We start from the raw sequence: 23813 nt of genomic DNA, 5'->3' as shown, positions 1-23813 counted from the left end.
GCTGAAAAAGTTGGGTGAACGGCCATGCTAAGAGATTTGTATCTATCAATATACTGGTGTAAACCGCTTAAGCTTGTGTGAGTAATTCATGAATTATGGCCGGTGAAGTCTGAGCGGATACAGTCAGCGCAGCATCTCTACGACTTACTGATATGAAAAATCTGTTTGTTTCATGAGCTGAGTGCATTAATGCAACCCAGTTGCCCTACCTAATCAAAAACGCGGATTCCACTTACTATTGATAGATGATCCCTCTAGATGAATATGACGGCTGATACGCCGAACCATTGCCCCACAGGAGAATCCACTCATGATTTCCGTGATCAAAAATGCTTCGCAGCCGTCCTGGCGTGGTTCATCCGACTGGTTTACCGGCACGGTGCGTGTTGATGGCCTCTTTAACGCCCCGGCATCAGCACCCACAGGGACAAACACTGCTGGTGACGGCCGGGCGTGGTTTTGTGCAACAGTGGGATCATGAGCATCAGGTGATTCAGCCTGGTGGCATCGTGTCGATTCCGACCAACAGCAAACCTTGGCACGGTGCTGCCCCAGACGTTGCCATGACACATATTGCCATGCAGGAAGCGCTGGATGGCAAAGTGGTGGAATGGCTGGAGCAGGTAACGGATCAGCAATACCTATCCGTAGAATAATCCGTATAAGGCACCGCAGTGGTGCCCACAACGTACCGATCGCTATTATCAAATGACATCGAAGAGAGAATTGTTATGAAAACTGCAAGTTATGCTGCCCAAACTGCAGAATCCCTGCTCGCCCCCATGACCATTGAACGTCGTGAACCTCATGCCAATGATGTGTCGATTGATATTCTGTATTGCGGTGTCTGCCACTCGGATTTACACACCGCTCGTAACGACTGGGGCTGGACGGTATACCCGGCAGTACCGGGTCATGAAATTGTTGGTCGGGTGTCGGCGGTGGGTAGCGAGGTGGCCAAATACAACATTGGTGACCTGGTTGCAGTGGGCTGTATGGTCGACAGCTGCCAGCATTGCAAACCCTGCCATGCCGGAGAAGAGCAATACTGTGGCCACCGGGTGGATACCTACAATACGCCAGATGGCAGCGCCATGGGTCATACCATGGGGGGGTATTCCAACCATGTGGTGGTACGTGAAGAATTCGTTCTGAGCGTGCCCGAAAATCTTGAGACCGCCCGTGTCGCACCGCTGGTGTGTGCCGGTATCACCACTTATTCACCGCTGCGTACCTGGAACGTGGGGCCAGGCAGTCAGGTCGCGGTGATTGGCCTCGGTGGTCTTGGCCATATGGCGGTGAAGCTGGCGGCGGCGATGGGCGCGCACGTAACGGCCATCACCCGCAGTGCGTCGAAAGCCGACGAAGCGAAGGCTTTGGGAGCCGATGCCGTGCTGATCAGCACCGATACGGCTGCCATGAAGCATGCCGCTGATCGTTTTGAATTGATCATTGATACCGTACCGGTAAAACACGATATCAACCCGTATATGCCGTTATTGGAACTGGATGGCACGCTGGTGATTGTTGGTCAGGTGGGGTTAATGCAGGAATTGCACACAGCCCCCATGATTCTGGGCCGCCGCCGGGTGGCTGGTTCGCTGATTGGCGGTGTTGCCGAGACCCAGGAAATGCTCGATTTTTGTGGCAAAACCGGTGTCTTGCCAGAGGTGGAAATGATCCGTATGGATCAAATCAACGAAGCCTACGAGCGGCTGGAAAAGTCCGATGTGCGTTATCGCTTTGTGATTGATATGTCATCGATGCCAGCCCTCGAAGGCTGATGGCCGTCGCCTGCTGGAGCGTCTGGCTGCCGCCAGCATCAGCCAGCCTTATCGGCTGCTGATGCCCGTGATCGGTGAGCGGGTTAAACCGGCAAATACCGAGCAAACGCTTACCCGCTGGTGGGAATCGGTAAAGTAGCCTCATTTGGTTTACGGCTGCCAATACCAACTGCCAATACCAACCGATGGGCATCGCCGTCAGAAACGAGGTGGCCAACGTAAGGCTTCCACCACAATCTGGAAAGCCGGGGTTGGTTCGCGGCGGTTGGGGTAGTACAGGTGATAGCCGGAAAAGGGTGGGCACCAGTCTTCCAGTACGCGTATCAACTTCCCTTCACGGAGGAATTGGATGGCGGTGTCTTCGGTCAGAAAACCGATGCCAGTGCCATCTAATGCTGCCGCAACGACCTGTTGGCTGGTGTTGCAGGTGAGCTGTCCCTTTACCTGAATATTCAATTCCCGGCCATCTTTCTCAAACTCCCAAGCGTACAAGCCGCCGTAAGTCGGCAGGCGGAAATTGATGCAATTATGCATCAGTAAATCTTGTGGAACCTGGGGAATCGGGTTGCGCTGGAAGTAGCCGGGGCTGGCAATCGCGGCCATGCGTACTGCCGGGCTGATAGGCACCGCAATCATGTCTTTTTCTAGCTGCTCTCCCAGGCGAACACCGGCATCCAGACGTCGCTCGACAATATTGGTGAGGGCAAAATCGATATTAATTTCCAGCTGGATGTCGGGGTATTGGCGCAGTACCGGTGCCAGTCGGGGCCAGAGGAGGCTTTGAGCGACATTATCGCTGGCGGAAATTCGCACACTGCCAGCAGGCTTGTCGCGCAGGGCGCTGATAGCGGCAATTTCAGCATCAATATCATTAAAATGAGGCGCTATGCGCTCAAGCAACCGCTGTCCCGCATCGGTGGGCGATACGCTACGAGTGGTGCGGTGTAACAGGCGAATTCCCAGATGGGCTTCCAATCCCCGAATGGTATGGCTCAGAGCCGATTGGGAAACGCCCAGCAGCGCGGCAGCCTTGGTAAAGCTGCCTTCACGGGCAACGTTGAGGAAGGCTTGTAGTTCGCCATAGCGGTCGCGGGACATAAAATCGTTACCTGTGCTTGGAGCTGGTTGAAAATGGGAAGGCGATGTGGGTCTTGACGTTAACGTTGAAGTCGCCCGTCAGACTGATCGATGTGATGCCACTGTCAGGGCTTCAAGCGTATCGATGTCCTGCACCACACCAGGGTCATCAACCGCAATGTGCAGAACGTGACTCAGGTGTTGTTGAATCACTTGCCGGGCGCCGCTGGCTGCTGGTAATTGTCGCAGCGCCGGCCAGTATGCCCGACCAAATACCACCGGATGGCCAGGCCTGCCCTGATAGGTAGGACGTACAATGTGTTGCCTGCTGGCACGCTGCAATAACTGGCGCACAGAGGTCGGCTGAATGGTGGGCATATCTCCCAGCATCAGGGCAAGGCTGTGCCGTTGGCTCCATGTGGCAGACGCCTGAATGGCGCCAAGGGCATCGGCAATACTGGCCCCCAGACCTTGCTCGGCATGGCGTGCGCGGATGATATCGCTGTCGTCGGGTATCCCCAGAGACTGAGGCTGATCGTCAGGCCTAATGACCACCACCACGTCAGCCAAGACTTGTCGGAGCTGATGAATCGTTTCACCCAGCAGTGTTCGGCCAGTCGCGGGCCAGCGTGCCATACGCTTGTCACCCGCGCCAAACCGGCTGGAGTAACCGGCTGCCATAACCACTCCGAGTATCTGACGGTGAGGGCTTTCGACGGTTGCTTCAGAGTTGGTCACGGGGTTGGCCTTTTTGTACGCGTACGACATCGGCCATTACCGCCAAAGCAATTTCTGCCGGTGTCTTACTGCCCAGTGCCAGACCAATGGGCATATGCAGGCGTTCGACCTGCTCGGCAGTCAAACCGCCAGACCGCATCAAGCGTGCGGCGCGGGCGTCCGAGGTGCGGCGCGACCCCATCACTCCAATATAAAACGCAGCGGTTTTGACAGCTGCCATCATCGCCAGATCATCAATGCGGGGATCGTGCGTCATGGCCACCACTGCGGTAGCCGCATGACAATGGCCTGCCTGGCGGATAAACGACGATGGCATCTGGGTCTCGAGCCTAATGCCCGGCAGGTTAAAACCGAGGCGTTCCTCTTCGCGTGGTTCACACACAATCACCTCATAGCCCAGCGCCACGGCAAATTCTGCACAGGCTCTGGCAACGGTAGATAAGCCAGCAATGATTAATCGACAGGCCGGGCCTATGAGTATTCGAACTCTGCCGTCGAGTCGTTGCACCCGCCCTGTTTTATTCTGGTGGATCGGGATGTCATGACGTGAGGTTAAAGCGGAATGGGCCGGGGTCAGTTGGCGTTTGCTGACGGCACCGACGATATTGTTCAGGGTCACTTCCCGAATTGCCGGTTGGCTGCCCGTCAGGCAATCAAGCATGGCCTGAGCATGTTGAAGGGAGTCCGCATTGGGTGGCCAGCGTTCAATCAATACGTCCAGAGTCCCCCCGCAAGGCAGCTGGATTTTGCTGTTGGCACCCGTCGTCGACAGCGCGTCAAAAGTGGCACCGTAGCGCAGGATCTCGGCCGGTTTTGCAAACTCACCGGCTAACAGCCGATCGAGAAAATCGTCTTCAACACAACCACCCGACAACGAGCCGATATGCTCAGTCTGTTGCGTCCGAGGGTTAATACGAGCCACCATCATCGAACCGGGTTCGCGCGGGGACGAGCCAAAGGTCGACAAGACAGTACAGAGCCAGACCGGTTGCCCGCTGCGCAGCCAGGCTAATGCCTGTTCGACAACCTGCTGGTCAAGATACTGCATGGCCATTATCTCTGCTGTTGACTGTCGCTCCGGCGGTTTGCAACTGATCGGCGACAGGCAAGGTGCGAATACGCTGGCCGGTGGCGGCAAAAATGGCATTACACAAGGCCGGTGCTACGGGTGGCAGCCCTGGCTCACCGGCCCCGCCGATCGGGACATTGAGCTGGTCATTGACGGGGTGTATGTGGATTTCAGTGGGTGCCTGGCTGTTGCGCGGCACCAGGTAGTTATGAAAGTTATCCTGTTGCACTTTACCTTCGGCGGTGGTTATTTGCGTCATCAAGGCGATGCCTATACCCATGAGGCAAGCGCCTTCCAGCTGCGAGCGAATCCGCTCCGGATTAACCTGAGGGCCGCAATCAAACGCAATGTCGACCCGGTGAATCGTTACCTCGCCCCGGTCACTGACGGCGACGTCCATCACTACCGCCGCGTACGACATAAAGCTGTGGTGTACTGCCAGGCCAAGACCCCGGCGTGGGCCGCGCTGGCTGCCGCTGGACGAGTGCCAGCCCGCTTCGCGGGTAGCATGTTCGATCACGCCCCGATAGCGAGCAGTGTCGATCGGATAGTGTTTGGGGTCTTCCCGGTAATTCCAGCTTTCGTTCTGGCTGCGGGGATCAATTTGCCGATCTGGCCCCAGCAGCTCCAGCAGAAATTCACGATGATCCCGACCGGCAGCAGCGGCCAGCTCGGCAACAAAACTCTGAATCGCAAAGGCGTGAGGAATGTTGTACACCGAACGGAACCAACCAATCCGCAGATGAGCCATGGCTTCGCCGGATTCTTGTTGAATGGCGGGTATATCAAACGGCATGTTGCGGATGCCCTGGGCGAGTTCCATGTCTGACATATGACCGGAGTCTGGCGCAAACAGGGACATGATACTGGGAGACAGCGACCGATGACGCCAGCCCGTGACTTTGCCCGCGTCGTTCAAGGCCGCTTCCAGGCGGTCGAGGGACACGGTATGGAAAAAGCCATGGTGCAAGTCGTCTTCTCGGCTCCACTGCACCCGTACAGGGCGTCCCGCCATGATGCGGGATAGGTCTGCGGCTTCAAAGACAAAGTCCGGCTTGGCTTTGCGGCCAAAACCGCCGCCCAGCAAGGTTGAGTGAACCGTCACGTTTTCGGGTTTGAGAGACAGCCTTCCGGCGATGCCGTCACGGGTCGCTTGCGGGTTTTGGACCGGTGCCCAGGCTTCGGCACGGTCGCCTTCGATTTGCACAATCGCCACCGGTGGCTCCATGGGAGCTTGAGCCATGTGGGGAGCATAATAACTGGCGACCAGACGGCGATCTGCATGCTCCAGCGCGTGTTCAATATTGCCGGTTGAACGCGCCACCTTGCCAGGTTTTAACGACTCGGCTTCCATGGCCGCCTTGAACGCGACAGAATCGTAGTGGGCATTGTCTCCGGCGCTACGGTTGTCCCACTCGATCGACAGGGCGTTGCGGCCCTTCATTGCCGCCCAGGTGCTGTCTGCCACAACAGCAACACCGCCCAGAGGAGCAAATGCAGATGGCATGCTGGCGGTTGGCAGTTGCACGACTTTAACGACACCGGCAACTTTTAATGCTGCGCTAGCGTCGACCGATTGGAGGCTGGCACCGTACACCGGGGGGCGGGCAATCACGGCGAACAGCATGTTATCAAGTATGACATCTGCCCCATAAACGGCCTTGCCAGAGACGATGTCGCGGCCATCAATGGCCATGGGCTGACCGGTTTTTTCTGTGGTGCCTTGCGGAAATTGCTCAGGCTGTTTGTTGATGTAACGCCACTGATCCGGGGTTTTTAACGTCAGCGACTGCCGCTCTGGCACGGCCAGTTCCGACGCCCGCGTGGCCAGCTCACCAAACGATAAGGTGCGACCGGTTGGGGTGTGAACAACCTGGTGAACGGTAGTTTTACAGTCGGTGACGGCAACTTGCCACTGCTGTGCTGCAGCTTGCTCCAGCATGATTCGGGCAGCAGCACCACAGCGTCGTAGCGGCTCAAAGAAATGCCGCATGGAGCGCGAGCCGTCGGTGTTCTGATTGCCATAGCGGGCTTCGTCGGCAAGTGCTTGCTTGACTTTTACCTCTGACCAATCCGCTCCCATCTCATCGGCAATGACCATCACGATACTGGTACGGATGCCCTGACCCATTTCGGCACGATGGTTCACAATGGTGACCTTGCCATCGGTGGCAATGCTGATAAATACATTCGGGTTGTCTACCCAGCCATTCGGCATGGCATCCGCACCGTATTTTGGCACGTCAGCCGTGACCAGATCCCAGCGGGCCGCAAGCACCAGAGCACCTGCAGCCCCAAGGCCTTTTAACAGGCCCCGACGGCTGACATTGGCCAGTAATAACGTATCCGTCTTGGATGAAGAGTTCATGCCTTCACCTCCGTATATAAAGCCGCACGATGAATGGCCTTGCGGATGCGGGTATAGGTGCCACAGCGACAGATATTGCCGTTCATGGCGTTACTAATATCGGCTTCTGTCGGATTGGGATTGGACTTCAGCAGGGCAACCGCACTCATGATCTGACCGCTCTGACAATAGCCACACTGGGCGACGGCTTCATCCATCCAGGCATCCTGAACGTGTCGACCAACAGTGTCATTTGCCATGGCTTCAATGGTGGTAAGGTGTTTTCCGTTGGCGAAGCTGATTGGTGTCGAGCAGGAACGAATCGACTGACCATCCATATGCACGGTGCAAGCGCCACACAGTGCCATGCCGCAACCGAAGCGGGTGCCCGTCATTTTTAAAGTATCGCGCAGCACCCAGAGGATCGGGGTGTCTTCAGGCACGGTTAGCTGATGCGGTGTGCCGTTGATTGTGAGTGAAATCATGAGCTTTCCCTTATGACGTGGTATTGGCTAGCACGGCTGAACAGGACTGGCTGTTGCATCGTCAGTGCAGCACACCTTGTGGATATCCGACACTGCCTGTTGGTGGAACGGCGTGTTTTGATGAGTGAGCCTGCCAGCGATTCAGCATTGGAGCTTCTGGTCGTGCTGCAAACGGGGAGTTGATCATGCAAAAAAACAGGCGTTGAGAAGCTCTGCATCAACGCCTGATCCGGCCATCATTCTCACAGGCTGTTTTTGTCGATGATATAGATGGAATTCGCTAGCTCTTATTAGCCTGTCTCATGAATCCTCGGGCTGCATTCTCCGCAGATCGGAGTGGCGATCTGTTGTCGAATAACTTCGGTGCTGCCCCCTGTTGCTAGCAGCCAGTGCAGTTTGGCGAAGGCGGCTTCCAGGGTCAGATCGACCCCGCTGATTACGCCAATGCGGTTTAACGTTGCGCCGGTGGCGTAGGTTCCCTGAATCACTCGGCCGTGTTGGCACTGACTCAGGTTCAGAATCACCACACCGCGTTGGCTGGCGTGTTCCAGTGCCGTGATCAGTGCCTGGTTGTTATCCGGTGGGTTGCCAACGCCATAGCTGCGCAGGATCATTGCCCGAACGGGTGTTGCATTCAGCATGGCCTTGACGATGTCGGCGCTGATGCCGGGGTACAGGGTCAGTACGGTGACGGCGTCAGGCTGAAACTCTGGCAGGTTAAACGCCGGGAGGTTAACCCCCGCCGCAGTGGCCAAGTGTGGTTTTACTGAGACCGTGGTTGCTGGTGCTGGTGCTGGTGCTGGTGCTGGTGCTGGTGCTGGTGCTGGAGTCGGAGTCGGAGTCGGAGTCGGAGTCGGAGTGGTTGGTGAAGATGTCGACGGCAAGCGGCGTTGTGTCTGCGGGAGTTGGCAGCCGTGGTTACTATTGACCGTCCCTAGCCAGGGATAATTGGGAGAGTCGAAGGCGTCCCGCTGGTTGGCGTTGACCTTGACGCTGCGATTACCGCGTAATACCCGGCCATAAAAGCAGAGATACACTTCTGGCAAGGCATCTGATGACGCCAGTAGCAGGCTGTGGAGCAGGTTGTCTACGGCGTCGCTATTGGCTTCGACCAGAGGAATCTGCGAGCCGGTAATCACCACGGGTTTGTTGATGGCTCCCAGTATAAAAGACAGTGCCGAAGCGGTGTAGGCCATGGTGTCGGTGCCGTGCAGCACGATAAAGCCATCATAGTGGTGCCAATGCTGTTGCAGTGGCCGGGCAATTCTTGGCCAGTCTGCGGGCGTCAGGTTGGCGCTGTCGATCAGGGTTTCAAGCTCCAGCACTTCAAATTCGGGCAGTGCCGGGTAGCGGGTTGTTGGCAGGTACAGCGCCAGTTGTTCGCCAAAGCCGCTCACCGGGGCGTAACCCTGAGCACTTTGGGCCATACCGATGGTGCCGCCGGTATACACAATGAGCAGGCGTTTTTTCATTGGGAAGTCTCGCCAGGTGTGAGCTGGTCGCTCTGCTGTGGCGTATCCGCGATACCGGCAATACGTGGCATATTCATTTCAATCCAGTCGGCCAGGGCGGCCACCAGGCGTGCGACTTCTTCGCCGCTGGTTGTCAGGCTGTATTCAACATGAGGCGGTACCACCGGATAGGCAATCCGTTCAACAAAGCCATCCTGCTCCAGTGCTTGCAGGCTCTGGGCCAGCATTTTTTCACTGACGCCCCCGATGCGTTTGCGGAGTTCACTGAATCGGTGTGTTCCATCACGCAGGGAGATCAGTATCAGCACTCCCCAGCGGCTACACACGTGTTTGAGTACATCCCTTGAAGGGCAAGGAACAGCGAACAGGTTGCCGGTTCTTAACCGTTCGGTAAGGGGGAGATCCTGGTCGAGAGTGGTGCTCGGTTCTGTATTCGTCATGATATATTTCCATACTTACCTTTTTGTTGGTACTTACTTAAAGTTAGCATTAGAGCTAGCCTGTTGTCATTCGATGAATACTCGCCAACCAAAAAAGAGGAATGATCATGATTGTTGTAACAGGTGCATCCGGCCAGCTGGGCCGTCTGGTGATCGACGCATTGCTGCAAACACTGCCTGCGGCAGAGATTGTGGCGGCGGTACGCAACCCTGAAAAAGTGGCCGACCTGGCGGCTCTGGGGGTGGTCGTGAGAGCGGCGGATTATAGCCAGCCAGCGACACTGGCAGCGGCGTTTGAAGGCGCTGACAAGGTACTGCTGATTTCTTCCAGCGAAGTGGGGCAGCGTTTTCCCCAGCACCAGAATGTGATTGCTGCTGCGCAGGCGGCAGGAGTTGGATTGCTGGCGTACACCAGTATTCTGCATGCTGCCGAGTCACCGTTACCGCTGGCTCTGGAGCACCAGCAAACCGAGCAGGCGTTGGCCGAGTCCAGTGTGCCGTATGTGTTACTGCGTAATGGCTGGTACACCGAAAACTATACTGCCAGCGTGCCGGTGGCACTGGAGCACGGCATGGTTTTTGGGTGCGCCGGGGAAGGTCGTATCGCCTCGGCAGCACGGGCGGATTACGCTGCCGCTGCCGCTGCGGTGCTGACATCCACCGCGCCGCAGGCGGGCAAGGTCTATGAATTGGCGGGTGATGACGCCTACACGCTGACCGCGCTGGCAGCCGAGATTGCAGGCCAGACTGGTAAGGCCATTGTGTATCAGAATATGCCCGAAGCAGACTACGCTGCGGCCTTGATGGGGGCTGGTTTGCCCGATTATATCGCGACCCTGCTGGCGGAGTCGGATACCGGCGCATCAAAAGGCGGGTTGTTTGATGACAGCAAGACCCTGAGTCAACTGATCGGACGCCCGACCACACCGTTGGCGGAGATGGTCAAGATAGCGTTGGCTGTGTAGTCGATCTCGCGTTTCCACGTTCTGGTGTGAAAATGCTGGCAGTACCGGTGGTTACTGAATACCGCAACAGCTATCAAACTTGCCAACCGCAGAGGACGGAGCCTCTGCGGTTGTTCTGGTCTCACGGGAGCGTGAGGGATCGCTGTCGGGCCAGGCTGCCACTGCGTTGCAGCAGCGCGGATGCCGAGCTGGTGGTGTCGGTGTCGGTTACCGTCGGTGTCTGAATCGATACGGTCATGGCCAGTCCGCTCACCGGGCTATCACTCACGGTCACGGTTTCCGGGTTGTTGAGTGTCGGGTAAGCACCGCAGGTCTCACCATCGGTACAAATCACGTAGTCGACATCAATATCCGAACCCACGTACAGCACGTAGTCTCCGGCTGTTACGCTTGCCGTAAAGCTGCCGTCGCTGTTGGTGACGGCTTCCTCAACCACATCGCCGTTGCTGTCCATAAACAGAACGTATTGTATGGTCAGTTCACCGTCTCCGGTGATGGTGCCCACGGTCATATTGACGCTTAATGTCACGCTGTTGCCCGTGTTGCTGGTGATGGTGATTTTATCGCTGTAGTAACCATCGGCGAGGTCTGTCCGTGTCACGCTGACCAGATAACTGCCAAAGCCCTGCGCGTCGATCGTCTCGGGAGTTACGCTCAACCAGCTGGCGGTTGCGCTGACGCTGGTGATGGCGGGTTCGCCGCCGCCCGCATTGGTAAGGGTAAAGCGGGCGCTGTCAGTGCTGCCAATCGACATCAGCGAGGGGCTGGTTTGCAGCAAGACCGGCAGCACCACGGTGCCGGTGGTGGCCAGCTCCAGTGCGGCGTTAACCGCCTTCAGAGCGTTGATCCGGCCATAGCCAAAGTCGTTGTCGTGGCCGCTATCGCCGAGGTCATCACTGATGCTGCCACTGGCAATCAGGCTGTCCAGGTTGTCGGGGGTCAGTTCCGGATAGACTGCTTTCATCAGGGCAATCACACCGGCGACATGAGGCGCGGCCATGGAGGTGCCATTGTAGTAGCCGTAGCTGCTGCGCCGGGTGCCGCTGCTGTCGTTGACCAGGGTGCTGAGAATACCGTCCTGATAGCCGTCGTTGTTGAGGTCGCGGTTGGTATCGCCACCGGGTGCCGCCAGATCGAGGTGACTGCCATAGCTGGAGTAGTAGGCGATATTATCCGCCGCGTCGGTGGCACCAACGGCAATGACATCGGTATAACCGGCGGGATAGTTCACTGTTGAATTACCGTCGTTGCCCGATGCCGCGACGATGATCACCCCCGCATCGTGAATTGCGGTAATGGCATTCTGCTCCGCCTGGGAGCGACTGGTGCCGCCGAGGCTGAGGTTGATAATATCGGCTGGCTGATCCGGTACCGTGCCACTGTCATTACTGAGTCCCGCCGCGTAATACATGCCCTGCAAAATGTCGTAGCTGGTGCCACCCTGCAGGCCCAGTACCCGCACCGGCATGATTTTGGCGGCCCAGGCGATACCGGCGACGCCGAGGTTGTTATTGGTGCTGGCGGCAATGGTGCCTGCCACATGGGTGCCGTGCCAGGAGCTGAGTCCGGCGGTGGTGTTGTCGCCGGGATCATCCGGGTTGTTGTCGATGCCATCACCGTCGTTGGCATTACTGCTGGACGAGATAAAGTCGTAGCCGTCGCTGGTTAACTGACCGGACAGGTCGCTGTGACTGAGAAACACGCCGGTATCGACCACGGCAACAACAACGTCGGTGCCATCACTGCGCTCACCGGTGCTCAACTCCCAGGCCAATGGCAGGTCGATGGCGCTGTAGTTCCATTGTTCATTGTAACGGCGGTCGTTAGGAGTGGCGAAGGCGGTGCGGAGGTAGTTAGGTTCGGCCAGCAGGACATCATCCTGTTCTGCCACCTGTTTGATGGCCATCAGGGTGGCAAATTTTTGCTGATAGTTACCGCTTTCTGCCGGGAGTTGAGATGTGGTGGTGGCGAGGGCCAGAACGCTGCTGGCAGAGGCATCAAAGCTCAGCAGGGCAGGTCGTTGCTTGCCCATTGTGCTGGTCGATAAGGTCTTGATGCCACTGTTGGTCAGCTTGTTGCTGACCAGATTGCTGGCGGATAGCAAGCTGGTCGGTTTCATCTGGATCAGCATCTGGTTGCTGACAAAATCGTCGCTGATGGCCGTGCCAGTGGTCGTGTTAGTGGCCGCCAGACGGTTGGCTACCGAGCTGCTGGAAGTGGTAATCGACATCACATATTTGCTGGTGCCGTCATAGGCATAGACGCGAATGTAATAGTCACCGCTGGTGGGCACCGTCATCGATTCATAAGTGGAGGTGGAAATCGACGAAGCAACGCTGTTGCCGGTGTCATCAATCAGCTGAATATCCACATCGCCGTTGTAGAGCGCATTAGGGTTGCTGCTGTCATCGACGACATGGACGACAATGGTCTGTCCGGCTTGCAGGCTGGCAGCGTAATAATCTTCCTGGTCGGCGCTATCGGCAAACCGTTCCAGTGAGGCTGCTCCCGAAATCCGGCCCCGGGTTCCGGACTTGGTGACAAACCCCTGTACCGTCACCAGGTTGGTAATGGCTTGCGCGGTTGCGAGGGAGTTGTTACTGCTGTAGTCGGCATAAATGTCGTTGATGTCGCTATCGACCAGGGTATTGCTGGCGGCACTGACGGTACCGCTGACGGCATGGGTTTCCGGCTCTGTGCCGCTGCCGTCGTCATCGTCACTGCTGGTAATAGCACTACTGCCACTGCCGCAGCCCTGTAGGGCAACGGCTATCAGGCTCAGGGTGATAGGGTTGATGAACCAGCGTCTGGCCGACATAAATTTCTCCGGGGATATTGGGGCGTGTGGTGTCGTACTCAGAAATTCACACGCCGGACAGTCATCACAGATCGTGAATCTACCATAATCGTTACAACAAACCTGCCCTTGCGCGGGCATCTTGATGTTTGTTTACACGCCGGACAAAGGCGTTTTTTAGTCGCTGCGACTGTTCCTTGCGGTGCACTCGCGCTAGTCTTTGACGTCTCTATCTGACAGGCAAGGAACGCGTATGTCATTTGCATCGGTATTTACCCGCGCCCAGCTGGGCGTAGAGTCTCCCGAAGTTCGGGTTGAAGTGCACCTGTCGGGTGGGCTGCCATCACTCAGTCTGGTCGGCATGCCGGAAGCGGCGGTACGAGAAAGCAAGGACAGGGTACGCAGTGCCTTGCTCACCTGCGATTACGAATTTCCTTCCAAACGTATCACGATTAATCTGGCACCCGCCGATTTACCCAAAGACGGCGGGCGGTTTGATCTGGCGATTGCGCTGGGCATTCTGGCGGCATCCGGGCAGATTCCCGCCGTCGCACTGGACCATCATGAATTTCTGGGTGAACTGGCACTGAACGGTGAATTGCGGCCGATCAGTGGCGCTTTGCCCAGTGCGGTGCAATGCGGACAGGCACAAAGAACGTTGGTACTCAGTGACGGCAATGCCGGTGAAGTGGCTCTGACTCATACCGGCCGGGCGCTGACGGCTCGCTCGTTAACGGAGGTGGTTAATTATCTGCTTGGCAAGGGAGCCCTGACGGACGTCTTGCCGACGCCAGGAGGTAGCGGAGGGCTGCTGGATGTTCCGGATTTGGCCGATGTCCGGGGCCAGCCACAAGCACGCCGGGCGTTGGAAATCGCCGCAGCGGGGCAACATAACCTGCTGTTTATCGGCCCGCCGGGCACAGGAAAAACCATGCTGGCCAGCCGCTTGCCCGGCATTCTGCCGCCAATGAACGAGGAAGATGCGCTGGTATCGGCCTCGGTGTATTCGATCTCCACGTCGGGCGAGGGCTGGCTCGAACGCTGGCGGCGGCGGCCATTTCGAGCGCCGCATCATACCGCCTCAGGGGTGGCGCTGGTGGGCGGTGGCAGTAACCCCCGGCCGGGAGAGATTTCACTGGCACATGCCGGAGTATTGTTTCTGGACGAATTGCCAGAATACAGCCGCAAGGTGCTGGATGTACTGCGAGAGCCGCTGGAAAGTGGCCGAATTGTGATCAGTCGTGCGCAGCGCAGCGTCACCTTTCCGGCCCGGTTTCAGCTGGTGGCGGCAATGAACCCCTGTCCGTGTGGCTATTTTGGTGATCCGTCTGGCCGGTGTCGTTGCAACGAAGAACAAGTACGGCGTTATCAGGGCCAGGCATCCGGCCCCTTGCTCGACCGTATTGATCTGCATGTCGAGGTGCCCGCGATTCCGGCGGCGCTGCTGCATCAGTCAGCCCCTGGCGAAAGCAGTGCGGCGGTTCAGCAACGGGTTCTGGTCGCACGCCAACGGCAGTTGCACCGACAGGGTTGCTGCAATGCCGAACTGGGCGGCAACGAACGTGATCGGGTCTGCCAGTTGGCCGAGGCCGACAGTGTCTGGTTTCTGGCGGCGGTGGAAAAACTCAACCTCAGTGCGCGGGGCTATCACCGGGTACTCAAGTTGGCGCGCACGATTGCCGACCTTGATGGGGCTGAGCAGATTGGTCGTCCGCATTTGCTGGAAGCGGTTGGTTATCGCAGTCTGGATCGGTTTATCCGAGCCTCCGAGACGTAGGGACGCCCTCCGTGGCTGTCCTAATAACGGCCACGCAATACGAATCCGTAATACGGCCACGGACGGAGCCGGGCCCTACGTGACCCTGCATTTTAATGCAGATAATGGACGGGAGCCGTACACTCCGGTGGCTGACGTGGTTGTGTGATTATTCACGTAGGTATCTGATAACAACAATAAAGGGAAATATCCTGTGCAAACATCCGATCATGACGCGCCGCTGACCAGCGACGCAGAGCGCTACCGCGTTGTTTTTGCGGGTGTGTGTGCGCTGATTCTCAGTGTCGGTCTGGCGCGTTTTGCTTATACCCCGCTGCTGCCGGTAATGCAGCTGGAGGCGGGCATGTCGCCCTTGATCGGTGGCTGGCTGGCGACTTTTATTTATATCGGTTACACCGCTGGTGCATTGATGGCGACCCTGATCAAGGATCCGTTGCGCAAGTACCACCTTTATCGGCTCTGTCTGGTGCTGGCGGTGGTCAGTACCCTGGCAATGGGTTTTGTCAGTCATCCGGTCGGCTGGATGCTGTTGCGTCTGGTCGGGGGCTTTTCCGGCATTGCCGGTTTATTGCTGGCTTCCGGGTTGGTGCTGAACTGGCTGATACGCCATCGGCATCGGCCCCAGCTGGGGCTGCATTTTACCGGTGCCGGGCTGGGGATTATCGTGTCTGGCCTGGGTGTCACGGGCATGGCGGGTTGGCTTAGCTGGGATCAACAATGGATCGGGCTGGGCATATTGGGCATGCTGTTTTTTATTCCGGCCTGGCGCTGGATGCCGCGCCCGGAAGTGCTGCAGGCTGGTAGTGCACCCGCTCATACACCGACGACTGCCACCTCCCGGCGCTGGCTGATGTTAATGGTGGCAGCTTACTTCTGTGCCGGATGTGGCTATGTGGTCGGCGCGACGTTTATCGTCGATATTCTGGAAGCGCTGCCGTTGTTGTCGGGTAACGGTGCCTGGGTCTGGATTGTCGTTGGTCTGGCGGCGACGCCATCGACCTTTTTGTGGGACAAGGTGGCCCATGGTCTCGGACAAATTCCGGCGCTGTTACTGGCTTATGGCCTACAAACCCTGTCGATGCTGTTGCCCGCGATCAGCGACAACCTGGCGGTTAATCTGATCAGTGCTGCGCTCTGGGGTGGGACCTTTGTGGGCATTGTGAACCTGACGCTGACGCTGATTGGCCGTCGCTTCCCTCATAATCCCGCCAGTGCCATGGCGGGGCTGACTCTGAGCTACAGCGTGTCGCAAATGGTGGCTCCGGCGATGACCGGTTATGTTATGACGCTCACGGGCAAATACGAAATGGCGTTGCTGGTTACAACGGCGGTGATGATGGTGGGGATGTTGCTGTTAGTGCTGACCCATTGGCTGGAACCGGAAAACCGTCCGCACGCGTCAACCGCGTAGCACGACGATCGCGGCTCCCTGGTGGTGGCGTCGATACTGGCAATCGCTGGCGCTTGATCCACACTGTAGAAAACAGTGTGGATGAATAACCTCATGTCGGATGACCCCAAGGGCAAGCACAAACCAACCCCGAAACCGCCACGCGGGCCATTGGCGGGTCTGATGATCTTGCTGGTCGTCGTGGGTCTCATCGTCTGGCTGTTGTTGAGCTATCACGAGAATACGCCCAGCCCATTTCATAATAAGCTGTTCTTCGGGCCGTCGGATGCGGCCGAACCGCTCGACGGACAAGCTCGCAAACCCGACAGCTGAGCCTGATTTTATTGCGCCTCTGAGCTAGAATGCAGGCCTGATTCAGAGGACATTACGTGGTCGATTTAACCCAACTCAATCCCCGTCAACGCGAAGCCGCCAAATACGTTGATGGCCCGCTGCTGGTACTCGCAGGTGCCGGTTCCGGCAAAACCAGTGTGATCACTCGCAAGATCGCCTACCTGATCGATGCCTGTGGCATCAAGTCTCACCATATTGCCGCCGTGACCTTTACCAACAAGGCCGCCCGCGAAATGAAAGAGCGGGTCACCGCCCTGACCGGCAAAGGTGGCGCGCGCGGATTAACGGTCTCGACCTTCCACAACCTGGGTCTTAATATTATCCGCCAGGAGCTGGCCGCTTCGGGCTACAAGGCTGGCTTTTCCATCCTCGACCAGGACGACTGCAAGGGTATTATCCGTGACGTGATGCAACGCGAACACGGTGATGACGGCGATATGGTCGAGCTGGTGCAAAGCACCATTTCCAACCTCAAGAACGACCTGATCGCTCCGGCCGACGCCATCCAGCAGGCACAAAGCCAGCAAGAAATGCTGATTGCCCAGACCTACTCGATTTACCAGCGCATGCTGAAAGCCTACAACGCGGTGGATTTTGACGACCTGATCATGGTGCCAACGCTGCTGTTCCGCGATTTTCCTGATGTACTAACGCGCTGGCAGAAAAAAATCCGCTACCTGCTGGTGGACGAATACCAGGACACCAACACCTCCCAGTACGAAATGGTCAAGTCGCTGGTGGGGCATCGCACCGGGCTGACCGTGGTTGGCGACGACGACCAATCGATTTATGCCTGGCGTGGTGCACGGCCGGAAAACCTGTCGTTGCTGAAACAGGATTTTCCGACCCTGAAGGTCGTCAAGCTGGAGCAAAACTACCGCTCCACCGGCCTGATTCTGAACGCCGCCAACCGCGTGATCGACAATAACCCCCACGAGTTCCAGAAGCGGCTCTGGTCCGATATGGGCTACGGCGACCCGATCCGTATTCTCAAATGCCGCAACGACGAAATCGAAGCCGAGCGTATTGCTTCCGAAATTGTCGAACGGCGGCTGCGGTACGGCGCAGGCTACAAGGACTTTGCCGTACTGTATCGCGGCAACCATCAAAGCCGGATGATGGAAATGAAACTGCAAGGGTTTCAGGTGCCGTACAAGATCAGTGGTGGCCAGTCGTTTTTTGGTCGCAACGAAATCAAAGACATCATGGGCTACCTGCGGCTGCTGATTAACCCCAGCGATGACGCCGCCTTCCTGCGCATCATCAACACCCCGCGCCGGGAAATCGGCCCGACCACTATCGAAAAGCTCAGCGAATACGCCATGAAGCGTGGCACCAGCATGCTGTCGGCCACCACTGAAATGGGCCTTGAGCAACTGCTGACTCCCAAAGCCGTGGATCGGTTGCGCCGTTTTGGTCATTGGCTGGCAGGCATCACCCGTAATGCCTACAGTGACGACGCCATTGCTGCCATCAAGGAAATGATCGAAGACATCGATTACGAAGGCCATCTGGCGCAAAGCTCCGCAACGCCAAACCAGGCAGAACGGCGGATGAAAAACGTCTGGTTTCTGGTGGACTCCATCCAGAAAATGATCGACAAAGCCGAAGAAGTCGGTGACGAAGTCACCATCGAAGACGCCGTTGGCAAACTGATCTTGCGTGACATGCTGGAACAGCAGGAAAACGACGACGACTCCGACCAGGTGCAGCTGATGACCCTGCACGCTTCCAAAGGTCTGGAGTACCCCCACGTTTACATCGTCGGCATGGAAGAAGAACTGATGCCGCACCGCAACGCCATCGAAGCCGACACCATCGAAGAAGAACGCCGCCTGATGTACGTAGGCATCACCCGCGCCAAACGTTCGTTAACCCTCACCTACGCCGGTAAGCGCCGTCAGTATGGCGATGTCTCCGATACCACCCACTCCCGTTTCCTCGACGAACTGCCGCCGGACGATATTGAATGGGAAGGCAAAACCGAAACCACCCCGGAACAGCAAAAACAGCGCGGCCAAGAAACCCTGGCCGGGCTGAAAAACCTGTTTGGGGATTTGTAGGCGGGGATTTGTAGGAGCCAACGCGGACACCCACAGGAGCTAACGCGGACACCCACCATACGGCCGGAACCGGGCCCTACGCAATTATCCGCAATAAAATCCGGTATCCATGGCGGCTAATGCAATTTCATCTTCGGCTTGATCACCCGGGTCAGCCAGTCCAGAACCACAATAATGGCTCCCCGGAATTTGCCGTGAATCGCCAGCTGGTGCATGCGATATAACGACACATAAAACAGGCGGGCGAGGTTACCCTCAACAAACATGGACTTGCTGCTGAGGTTGCCCATCAAATTACCGACGGCGCTGTAACGGCTGAGGCTCACCAAGGAACCATGGTCGTGGTATTTGAACCCCTTCAGCGGCTTGTTCTCGCGTTCGTTAAGAATATTTTTATAGACGCAGCTGGCCATCTGATGGGCAGACTGGGCGCGGGGTGGCACCTGACTGCCGTCTTCCATGGTGAACGCACAGCAGTCGCCGATCACCCAAACATCCTTGAGTGGTTCGCCATCCGGATTATTGGCCTGCAAAAAATCGTTCACAATAATCTGATTGGGGCGGTTCAGCCCAAGTCCTTCAATCTGACGGATAAAATCCGGTGCCTTCACGCCCGCGGCCCAGACCATCAGGTCGGCATCGATACGGCTGCCGTCCTTGGTTTGCAGCCCCTGTTCATCGGCGGCACTGACCATCACCGCAGTCTGGATAGACACCCCCAGCTCGCGCAACTCCCGAGTGACGGCGGTGGATATACGCTCCGGCAGAGCAGGCAGTACCCGTGGCCCGGCCTCGACCAGCGTTACCTCCAGCTGATGCCGCGACATGCCCGCCATTCCGTAAGAGCGCAATAACTCAGTCACCCGATGCAACTCGGCAGACAACTCAACACCCGTTGCTCCGGCACCGACGATGGCAATGCGCAAACTGTCTCCCGGACGGTTCTGGTGAATATCGGTGAACTGATCGATCAGCGCGGTATGAAAGCGTCCCGCCTGCTTGTGGGAATCGAGCATATAACAGTGGGTCTGAATGCCCGGTGTACCGAAATCGTTGCTGATACTGCCAACCGCCAACACCAGCGTATCGTACTCAAGGCTGCGCGGTGGCATCAGGGTTTCTCCCTCCGCGTTACGACGAGGCGCCAGCGTCAGCGTTTTGCTGGCCAGATTCACATTGGTCAACTCGCCCAGTTCAAACTGATAGCCGTGACGCGCGCCATGGGCGTGGTACGACACGCTCTCGGTGCCGGTATCCAGCGTGCCTGTGGCCACCTCGTGTAACAGCGGTTTCCAGATATGGATGCGATTGCGGTCGAGCAGGGTAATACGGGCCTTGCCCTTGCGCCCGAGGGTGTGGCCCAGTTGTGTGGCCAGTTCCAGCCCTCCGGCACCCCCGCCAACGATGACGATATGCTGCAAGCTGTTGCTGGGGGGCTGGGTGTTGTTTGTGTTCATGTCCGCTCCTGTGAAAAGGTAAAAAGGTGAAAAACGGGTCGGGAAAAGGTGGAGCCTAACGGACGTACCATAGTCTGTTGTTGTTCATGTGGGCAATGATCCCGATGTCTCAGAATAGGACCGCAGGCCTTGTACCAGAGGTGGTCGCCTTGTCTACGAATAAAACGCTACGATGAATGTACGACGATATGTGTACGACAGATGATGGATACAGGCGGAGGCGACGAGGCATCTGACTATAATGAGAGGCGAAAATTCATCGTGCCTGGCTGGTGTGGTGGGGTCGGCTTCAAATAACACCGTTGCAGGGAGATTATCTTTGGCGTGATATTGACCGTTACTCTATTTATTCCGTGGATAAAGTCTCTGCTGTTCGGGAGCGAAAAAATGGCGTGTTTTTCCGTCGGCGATCAGGGACTCTTTGGCCCTTTCAAAATCAGCGAGCAGTATTTGGCTTCTCAACAGGAACAGAAAGGCTGACCATGATCCTGATGATCATTTGTAATGGATCAGGATCAAGGCGTCTATCCGCAGCGGCAGCGGGTACGAGGCGTTGAAAAACCAAACGGAATGGGCTTTATAGAGGATCGGCGGCTAGCCTGGATTCGGTACGAGCCGCCTGACGAGCGTTCAGTCATGTGAGACCTGTACTGACAACACTCGCGTCACGATTTGCCAAGGCTTATGGCTGGTACGTTCGTTCTGGGATCGGGAAGCCGAAATCCCGGCCGTCAGTCACCCGTACATCGTTTTCCCAAGGCAGTTGGTAACGGTGGTTAACCATGTCTTGCATAAAGGTATAAGGGCAATCCTGTGCGCCCCCCTTGACCGCGACGTAACCCCGGTGGCCAAACTGGTAGATGTTATTTTCGACACCCCAGTGAATGCGGGCTTCGTCGATCAGATCAGGACGTACTTCTGCGCTGATAATCTCGTCCGTCAGGCCGTTGCCTTCCACTATGGGAACTCCATCAAAATTCACGAACATACCTTCGCCCATGGAGTTGAAGGTGCCTTCACTGCCAGCCAGACAAACACTTGCCGTTACCATCAGGTTACAGAAGGCGTTGGCCTGGTTGGTGATTTTCCAGGAATGGCGAATCGGTGCCGTATAGCCTGCTGTCCGTAGCATGATGTTGGCACCTTTGTAGGCACATTCTCGGGCCACCTCAGGGAACATGCCGTCGTGGCAGATCGCCAGTGACAGTGTACTGCCGTTGGGTCCTGCACACACAGGGATACCCAGATTGCCCGGTTCCCAAGGTTCGACCGGCACCCAGGGATGCAGCTTGCGATAGAAGAGTTTGATTTCACCTTCGTTGTCAATAATCACGCCGGTATTGTACGGATTACCTTCGGGGTTGAATTCCATAATGGAGAAGCAGCCCCAGATATCATGCTCCCGGCAGGCTGTCCGGAAGGCGGCCATTTCTGGCCCGTCCCGATTGCACATGATCTCGGGGTTGGTATCCATCGACAGTCCGTGCAGACAGTATTCCGGGAACACGACCAGGTCCATTACGGCCGACTGGCGCCGAGCCTTGCCGACCAGTTCACACACTCGCTGGGTCTGTTTTGCCAGTTGTGCTGGCGTCGATACGTCTGGCAACTGCAGTTGCACCAAACCAATAACCACTCCTGACGGTGATTTGTTCAAGCCACCAAGTCCACTCATGTTTTTCTCCGAGTCATATCGCCCGTGGCACTATCATTACGACGGGCGTAAAAAAACAGGGCACGTGTTGAGACACGGCCACTCAATATTGTCAGATTGCTGGCGCGAGCAACCGCTGTGCATGCCAATCTTCATGGGCCCAGTCGCGTCGCGCAGATGGTTGTGGCGCTGATTCAGCGCCTTTGTTGGATCGTTGATCCAGGCCAAGTACGACCTAGACGATCAGTGCTAGTCCGATTAAAAGAGAGCCAGCGGCGGTGCGATAGTTTGCGGCGATGGTGGCAAGGCGATCGCCTGCCAGATGCTTCAGGCCGAAGACAATACCCAGTATCAGAGCTGCCTGAATCAGGCAGTAACCCACCAGATAAGAGAGCACCGGCGTGGCTTCGGCACCGACAATCGCTTCACCGTAGGCGTAGCCATGCAACAGCCCGGCAACGGTCGCCAAAGCCCATAGCAATTGGGTGCGGTCCAGTTTCTGCACGATCATAAACACTCCGACCAGTGCACTGGTGGCAACAATGCCAATTTCAAAAAAGTGGATTTCAGGCACTGCCATCCGGCTCAGGGTGCCGATAATCGCCAACCCCAGGAACAGACTCACCTGAGAAAATACATGGCGGCTACAAAACGCCAGCAGCGCGGCAAAGCCGACCACAAACAGGAAATGATCCAGCTCGATGATTGGGTGCCCGATCCCGGATAACAGCCCCTGTACGGCCGTTTCCGGGGTCTGTCCTCCCATGGGGTGGTGAGCTTGCGCAGATAATGGCAATACCAGCAACATCAGTTTGAGCGGTAGATATTTCATTTTGGCATCTCCGAAAGTAGAGTGTTCTGAGTGTTCACTTGGGTAGCTATTGACGTGATAGTTGTCAGAAATTGCGCAGCATCAGAGATCGTTGACAGATAACCACCCTCGATCTTCAGCAGCTCAATGGCAATGTCATGAGTGTGCTTGTCCGGCTCGGCGCAACAATCTTCCAGTACCAGTACGTTATAGCCCCGATCGGCAGCTTCTCGTACGGTGGAGCTAACGCAAACGCCCGTGGTTACGCCGGTGATGACCAGGTTCTCAATTTTTTTGTGGCGAAGAATGTCGTGCAGGTCGGTGCCATGAAATGCGCCGGTTCCTGCTTTGTCTATGATGACTTCGTCGGCACCGGGTTGCAGTTCGTCGATAAAATCCCAACCGTGCTCGCCGCGTACCAATAGCCGTCCCAGCGGGCCGTCACTGCCTATTTCGGCACCCGCCAGGGCGGTTTTCATTCGCTTGCAACGGGGTAAGTCAGACAGGTTGGGGCGGTGCCCTTCGCGGGTGTAAACCACTTCGATGCCGATCTGTTGGCAAGCTTTACGGACTGCCTGGATGTGAGGAATAACCGCCCGAGCAGGTCGCAGGTCGCCGCCGCGAGTATCCATGTAGCCGGAAGGGGCGCAGAAATCCCGCTGCATATCGATAATTATCAAGGCGGTTTTGCCTGGCAGTAACGGCCCTTCAATCGGGAAATCGTATGGATCACCTGGAATCATCATTGCACCACCTCCGGCCGAACGGATGTGTGGGAGTGGGTATGGGAGTGGGCCTGACGTTGCAGTTCCTGTCGATGTTCACCGGCTTCGAAGACTTCAACTTCTCGCGCACTGAGCTGCTCTGGCTGCCATAAATTGCGCGCTTCCAGCAGGCTTTGCAGAGCTTCCAGCCAGCAGCTGTAGTAGTCGTCATCGGTGGTTATGCAACCACCTTTCTCTTGCCGTTGGATACGTTCGATTAATGACTGCTGGAATTGTGGAAGGGTGAACAGTTGTTTTTTACTGGCCGCCAGCGTCATGCCAAACAGACGTGCGGACCAAGGGGTGTTAAAGGTCAGGTTTTCAAAACCAGACTGGCGCAGGGCCGTTACCAGAGAGTCTGATTGCATC

General features: G+C 56.8%; 20 protein-coding genes. 7 read left to right on the top strand and 13 right to left on the bottom strand.

From position 1 onward, the window contains the following. The first annotated feature begins 389 nt into the window (after positions 1-389). Both SOJ49_RS18970 and SOJ49_RS18965 read left to right on the top strand, forming a co-directional pair. Positions 390-656 (top strand): hypothetical protein, encoded by a 267-nt coding sequence (locus tag SOJ49_RS18970; RefSeq protein ID WP_369856034.1) that lies wholly within the window; start codon positions 390-392, stop codon positions 654-656. A gap of 75 nt (positions 657-731) precedes the next feature. After that, a complete protein-coding gene (locus tag SOJ49_RS18965) occupies positions 732-1784 on the top strand; it encodes an NAD(P)-dependent alcohol dehydrogenase (RefSeq protein ID WP_369856033.1) in 1053 nt (350 codons plus the stop codon). 198 nt (positions 1785-1982) lie between these two features. Here SOJ49_RS18965 and SOJ49_RS18960 read toward each other — a convergent pair whose 3' ends face one another. From SOJ49_RS18960 to SOJ49_RS18930, 7 genes are all read right to left on the bottom strand, one after another. Next, a complete protein-coding gene (locus tag SOJ49_RS18960) occupies positions 1983-2882 on the bottom strand; it encodes a LysR substrate-binding domain-containing protein (RefSeq protein WP_369856032.1) in 900 nt (299 codons plus the stop codon). A 78-nt stretch (positions 2883-2960) separates the two neighbouring features. After that, entirely contained in the window at positions 2961-3599 is a 639-nt protein-coding gene (locus SOJ49_RS18955) for an NTP transferase domain-containing protein (protein WP_369856031.1), read from the bottom strand. Beyond that, positions 3586-4647 carry an XdhC family protein gene (locus tag SOJ49_RS18950; protein WP_369856030.1) on the bottom strand — a complete coding sequence of 354 codons (1062 nt, stop codon included), beginning with the start codon at positions 4645-4647 and terminating at the stop codon, positions 3586-3588. The genes SOJ49_RS18955 and SOJ49_RS18950 overlap by 14 nt, the downstream gene beginning before the upstream one ends. Beyond that, positions 4634-7036 carry a molybdopterin cofactor-binding domain-containing protein gene (locus tag SOJ49_RS18945; RefSeq protein ID WP_369856029.1) on the bottom strand — a complete coding sequence of 801 codons (2403 nt, stop codon included), beginning with the start codon at positions 7034-7036 and terminating at the stop codon, positions 4634-4636. The genes SOJ49_RS18950 and SOJ49_RS18945 overlap by 14 nt, the downstream gene beginning before the upstream one ends. Next, positions 7033-7500 carry a (2Fe-2S)-binding protein gene (locus SOJ49_RS18940; RefSeq protein ID WP_369856028.1) on the bottom strand — a complete coding sequence of 156 codons (468 nt, stop codon included), beginning with the start codon at positions 7498-7500 and terminating at the stop codon, positions 7033-7035. The genes SOJ49_RS18945 and SOJ49_RS18940 overlap by 4 nt, the downstream gene beginning before the upstream one ends. Positions 7501-7790: 290 nt before the next feature. Further along, positions 7791-8972 (bottom strand): asparaginase domain-containing protein, encoded by a 1182-nt coding sequence (locus SOJ49_RS18935; protein ID WP_369856027.1) that lies wholly within the window; start codon positions 8970-8972, stop codon positions 7791-7793. Beyond that, on the bottom strand, positions 8969-9412 hold the full coding sequence (locus SOJ49_RS18930; RefSeq protein WP_369856026.1) for a winged helix-turn-helix transcriptional regulator: 444 nt from the start codon (positions 9410-9412) through the stop codon (positions 8969-8971). The genes SOJ49_RS18935 and SOJ49_RS18930 overlap by 4 nt, the downstream gene beginning before the upstream one ends. Positions 9413-9519: 107 nt before the next feature. Between SOJ49_RS18930 and SOJ49_RS18925 the strand changes: the two genes are divergently transcribed. After that, on the top strand, positions 9520-10377 hold the full coding sequence (locus SOJ49_RS18925) for an SDR family oxidoreductase (RefSeq protein WP_369856025.1): 858 nt from the start codon (positions 9520-9522) through the stop codon (positions 10375-10377). A 121-nt stretch (positions 10378-10498) separates the two neighbouring features. Here SOJ49_RS18925 and SOJ49_RS18920 read toward each other — a convergent pair whose 3' ends face one another. After that, a complete protein-coding gene (locus SOJ49_RS18920; protein ID WP_369856024.1) occupies positions 10499-13195 on the bottom strand; it encodes a S8 family peptidase in 2697 nt (898 codons plus the stop codon). Positions 13196-13427: 232 nt separating this feature from the next. On the opposite strand from SOJ49_RS18920, the gene SOJ49_RS18915 reads away from it, so the two are divergent. The 4 genes from SOJ49_RS18915 to rep all read left to right on the top strand — a co-directional run bounded on the left by SOJ49_RS18915 (position 13428) and on the right by rep (position 18758). Beyond that, on the top strand, positions 13428-14951 hold the full coding sequence (locus tag SOJ49_RS18915) for a YifB family Mg chelatase-like AAA ATPase (RefSeq protein ID WP_369856023.1): 1524 nt from the start codon (positions 13428-13430) through the stop codon (positions 14949-14951). A 193-nt stretch (positions 14952-15144) separates the two neighbouring features. Next, a complete protein-coding gene (locus SOJ49_RS18910) occupies positions 15145-16362 on the top strand; it encodes a YbfB/YjiJ family MFS transporter (RefSeq protein WP_369856022.1) in 1218 nt (405 codons plus the stop codon). 81 nt (positions 16363-16443) lie between these two features. Then, entirely contained in the window at positions 16444-16674 is a 231-nt protein-coding gene (locus SOJ49_RS18905) for a hypothetical protein (protein ID WP_369856021.1), read from the top strand. A 56-nt stretch (positions 16675-16730) separates the two neighbouring features. Continuing rightward, entirely contained in the window at positions 16731-18758 is a 2028-nt protein-coding gene (gene rep, locus SOJ49_RS18900) for a DNA helicase Rep (RefSeq protein ID WP_369856020.1), read from the top strand. Positions 18759-18874: 116 nt separating this feature from the next. Here the strand turns inward: rep and SOJ49_RS18895 are convergent, their stop codons facing one another. From SOJ49_RS18895 to SOJ49_RS18875, 5 genes are all read right to left on the bottom strand, one after another. Next, the gene (locus SOJ49_RS18895) at positions 18875-20215 is read right to left on the bottom strand and encodes an NAD(P)/FAD-dependent oxidoreductase (protein ID WP_369856019.1); all 1341 of its coding nucleotides are present in this window, start codon (positions 20213-20215) and stop codon (positions 18875-18877) included. 682 nt (positions 20216-20897) lie between these two features. Next, positions 20898-21890, bottom strand: coding sequence for a formamidase (locus SOJ49_RS18890; protein ID WP_305474940.1), 993 nt, complete (start codon positions 21888-21890; stop codon positions 20898-20900). Between the two features lie 214 nt (positions 21891-22104). Then, entirely contained in the window at positions 22105-22701 is a 597-nt protein-coding gene (locus tag SOJ49_RS18885) for a HupE/UreJ family protein (protein WP_303431056.1), read from the bottom strand. After that, on the bottom strand, positions 22698-23426 hold the full coding sequence (locus SOJ49_RS18880) for a cysteine hydrolase family protein (RefSeq protein ID WP_303431055.1): 729 nt from the start codon (positions 23424-23426) through the stop codon (positions 22698-22700). Before SOJ49_RS18880 ends, SOJ49_RS18885 begins: the two co-directional genes overlap by 4 nt. Continuing rightward, the gene (locus SOJ49_RS18875; protein ID WP_303431054.1) at positions 23423-23812 is read right to left on the bottom strand and encodes a nitrile hydratase accessory protein; all 390 of its coding nucleotides are present in this window, start codon (positions 23810-23812) and stop codon (positions 23423-23425) included. The genes SOJ49_RS18880 and SOJ49_RS18875 overlap by 4 nt, the downstream gene beginning before the upstream one ends. Between the last annotated feature and the right edge of the window lies 1 nt (position 23813).

Source organism: Candidatus Thalassolituus haligoni, from assembly GCF_041222825.1.
Taxonomy (GTDB): Bacteria; Pseudomonadota; Gammaproteobacteria; order Pseudomonadales; family Oceanobacteraceae; genus Oceanobacter; species Oceanobacter antarcticus.
The sequence above is the reverse complement of the archived record's forward strand: the minus strand, read 5'-3'. Positions and strand labels throughout refer to the sequence as shown.

What these genes read in the sequence shown, in the direction of transcription:
- SOJ49_RS18930 (WP_369856026.1), bottom strand. Translation starts at nt 9,412, where the DNA reads ATGACGAATACAGAACCGAGCACCACTCTCGACCAGGATCTCCCCCTT.
- SOJ49_RS18895 (WP_369856019.1), bottom strand. Translation starts at nt 20,215, where the DNA reads ATGAACACAAACAACACCCAGCCCCCCAGCAACAGCTTGCAGCATATC.
- SOJ49_RS18885 (WP_303431056.1), bottom strand. Translation starts at nt 22,701, where the DNA reads ATGAAATATCTACCGCTCAAACTGATGTTGCTGGTATTGCCATTATCT.
- SOJ49_RS18970 (WP_369856034.1), top strand. Translation starts at nt 390, where the DNA reads ATGGCCTCTTTAACGCCCCGGCATCAGCACCCACAGGGACAAACACTG.
- SOJ49_RS18890 (WP_305474940.1), bottom strand. Translation starts at nt 21,890, where the DNA reads ATGAGTGGACTTGGTGGCTTGAACAAATCACCGTCAGGAGTGGTTATT.
- SOJ49_RS18915 (WP_369856023.1), top strand. Translation starts at nt 13,428, where the DNA reads ATGTCATTTGCATCGGTATTTACCCGCGCCCAGCTGGGCGTAGAGTCT.
- SOJ49_RS18940 (WP_369856028.1), bottom strand. Translation starts at nt 7,500, where the DNA reads ATGATTTCACTCACAATCAACGGCACACCGCATCAGCTAACCGTGCCT.
- SOJ49_RS18945 (WP_369856029.1), bottom strand. Translation starts at nt 7,036, where the DNA reads ATGAACTCTTCATCCAAGACGGATACGTTATTACTGGCCAATGTCAGC.
- SOJ49_RS18935 (WP_369856027.1), bottom strand. Translation starts at nt 8,972, where the DNA reads ATGAAAAAACGCCTGCTCATTGTGTATACCGGCGGCACCATCGGTATG.
- SOJ49_RS18905 (WP_369856021.1), top strand. Translation starts at nt 16,444, where the DNA reads ATGAATAACCTCATGTCGGATGACCCCAAGGGCAAGCACAAACCAACC.
- SOJ49_RS18875 (WP_303431054.1), bottom strand. Translation starts at nt 23,812, where the DNA reads ATGCAATCAGACTCTCTGGTAACGGCCCTGCGCCAGTCTGGTTTTGAA.
- SOJ49_RS18950 (WP_369856030.1), bottom strand. Translation starts at nt 4,647, where the DNA reads ATGCAGTATCTTGACCAGCAGGTTGTCGAACAGGCATTAGCCTGGCTG.
- SOJ49_RS18920 (WP_369856024.1), bottom strand. Translation starts at nt 13,195, where the DNA reads ATGTCGGCCAGACGCTGGTTCATCAACCCTATCACCCTGAGCCTGATA.
- SOJ49_RS18880 (WP_303431055.1), bottom strand. Translation starts at nt 23,426, where the DNA reads ATGATGATTCCAGGTGATCCATACGATTTCCCGATTGAAGGGCCGTTA.
- SOJ49_RS18960 (WP_369856032.1), bottom strand. Translation starts at nt 2,882, where the DNA reads ATGTCCCGCGACCGCTATGGCGAACTACAAGCCTTCCTCAACGTTGCC.
- SOJ49_RS18965 (WP_369856033.1), top strand. Translation starts at nt 732, where the DNA reads ATGAAAACTGCAAGTTATGCTGCCCAAACTGCAGAATCCCTGCTCGCC.
- SOJ49_RS18925 (WP_369856025.1), top strand. Translation starts at nt 9,520, where the DNA reads ATGATTGTTGTAACAGGTGCATCCGGCCAGCTGGGCCGTCTGGTGATC.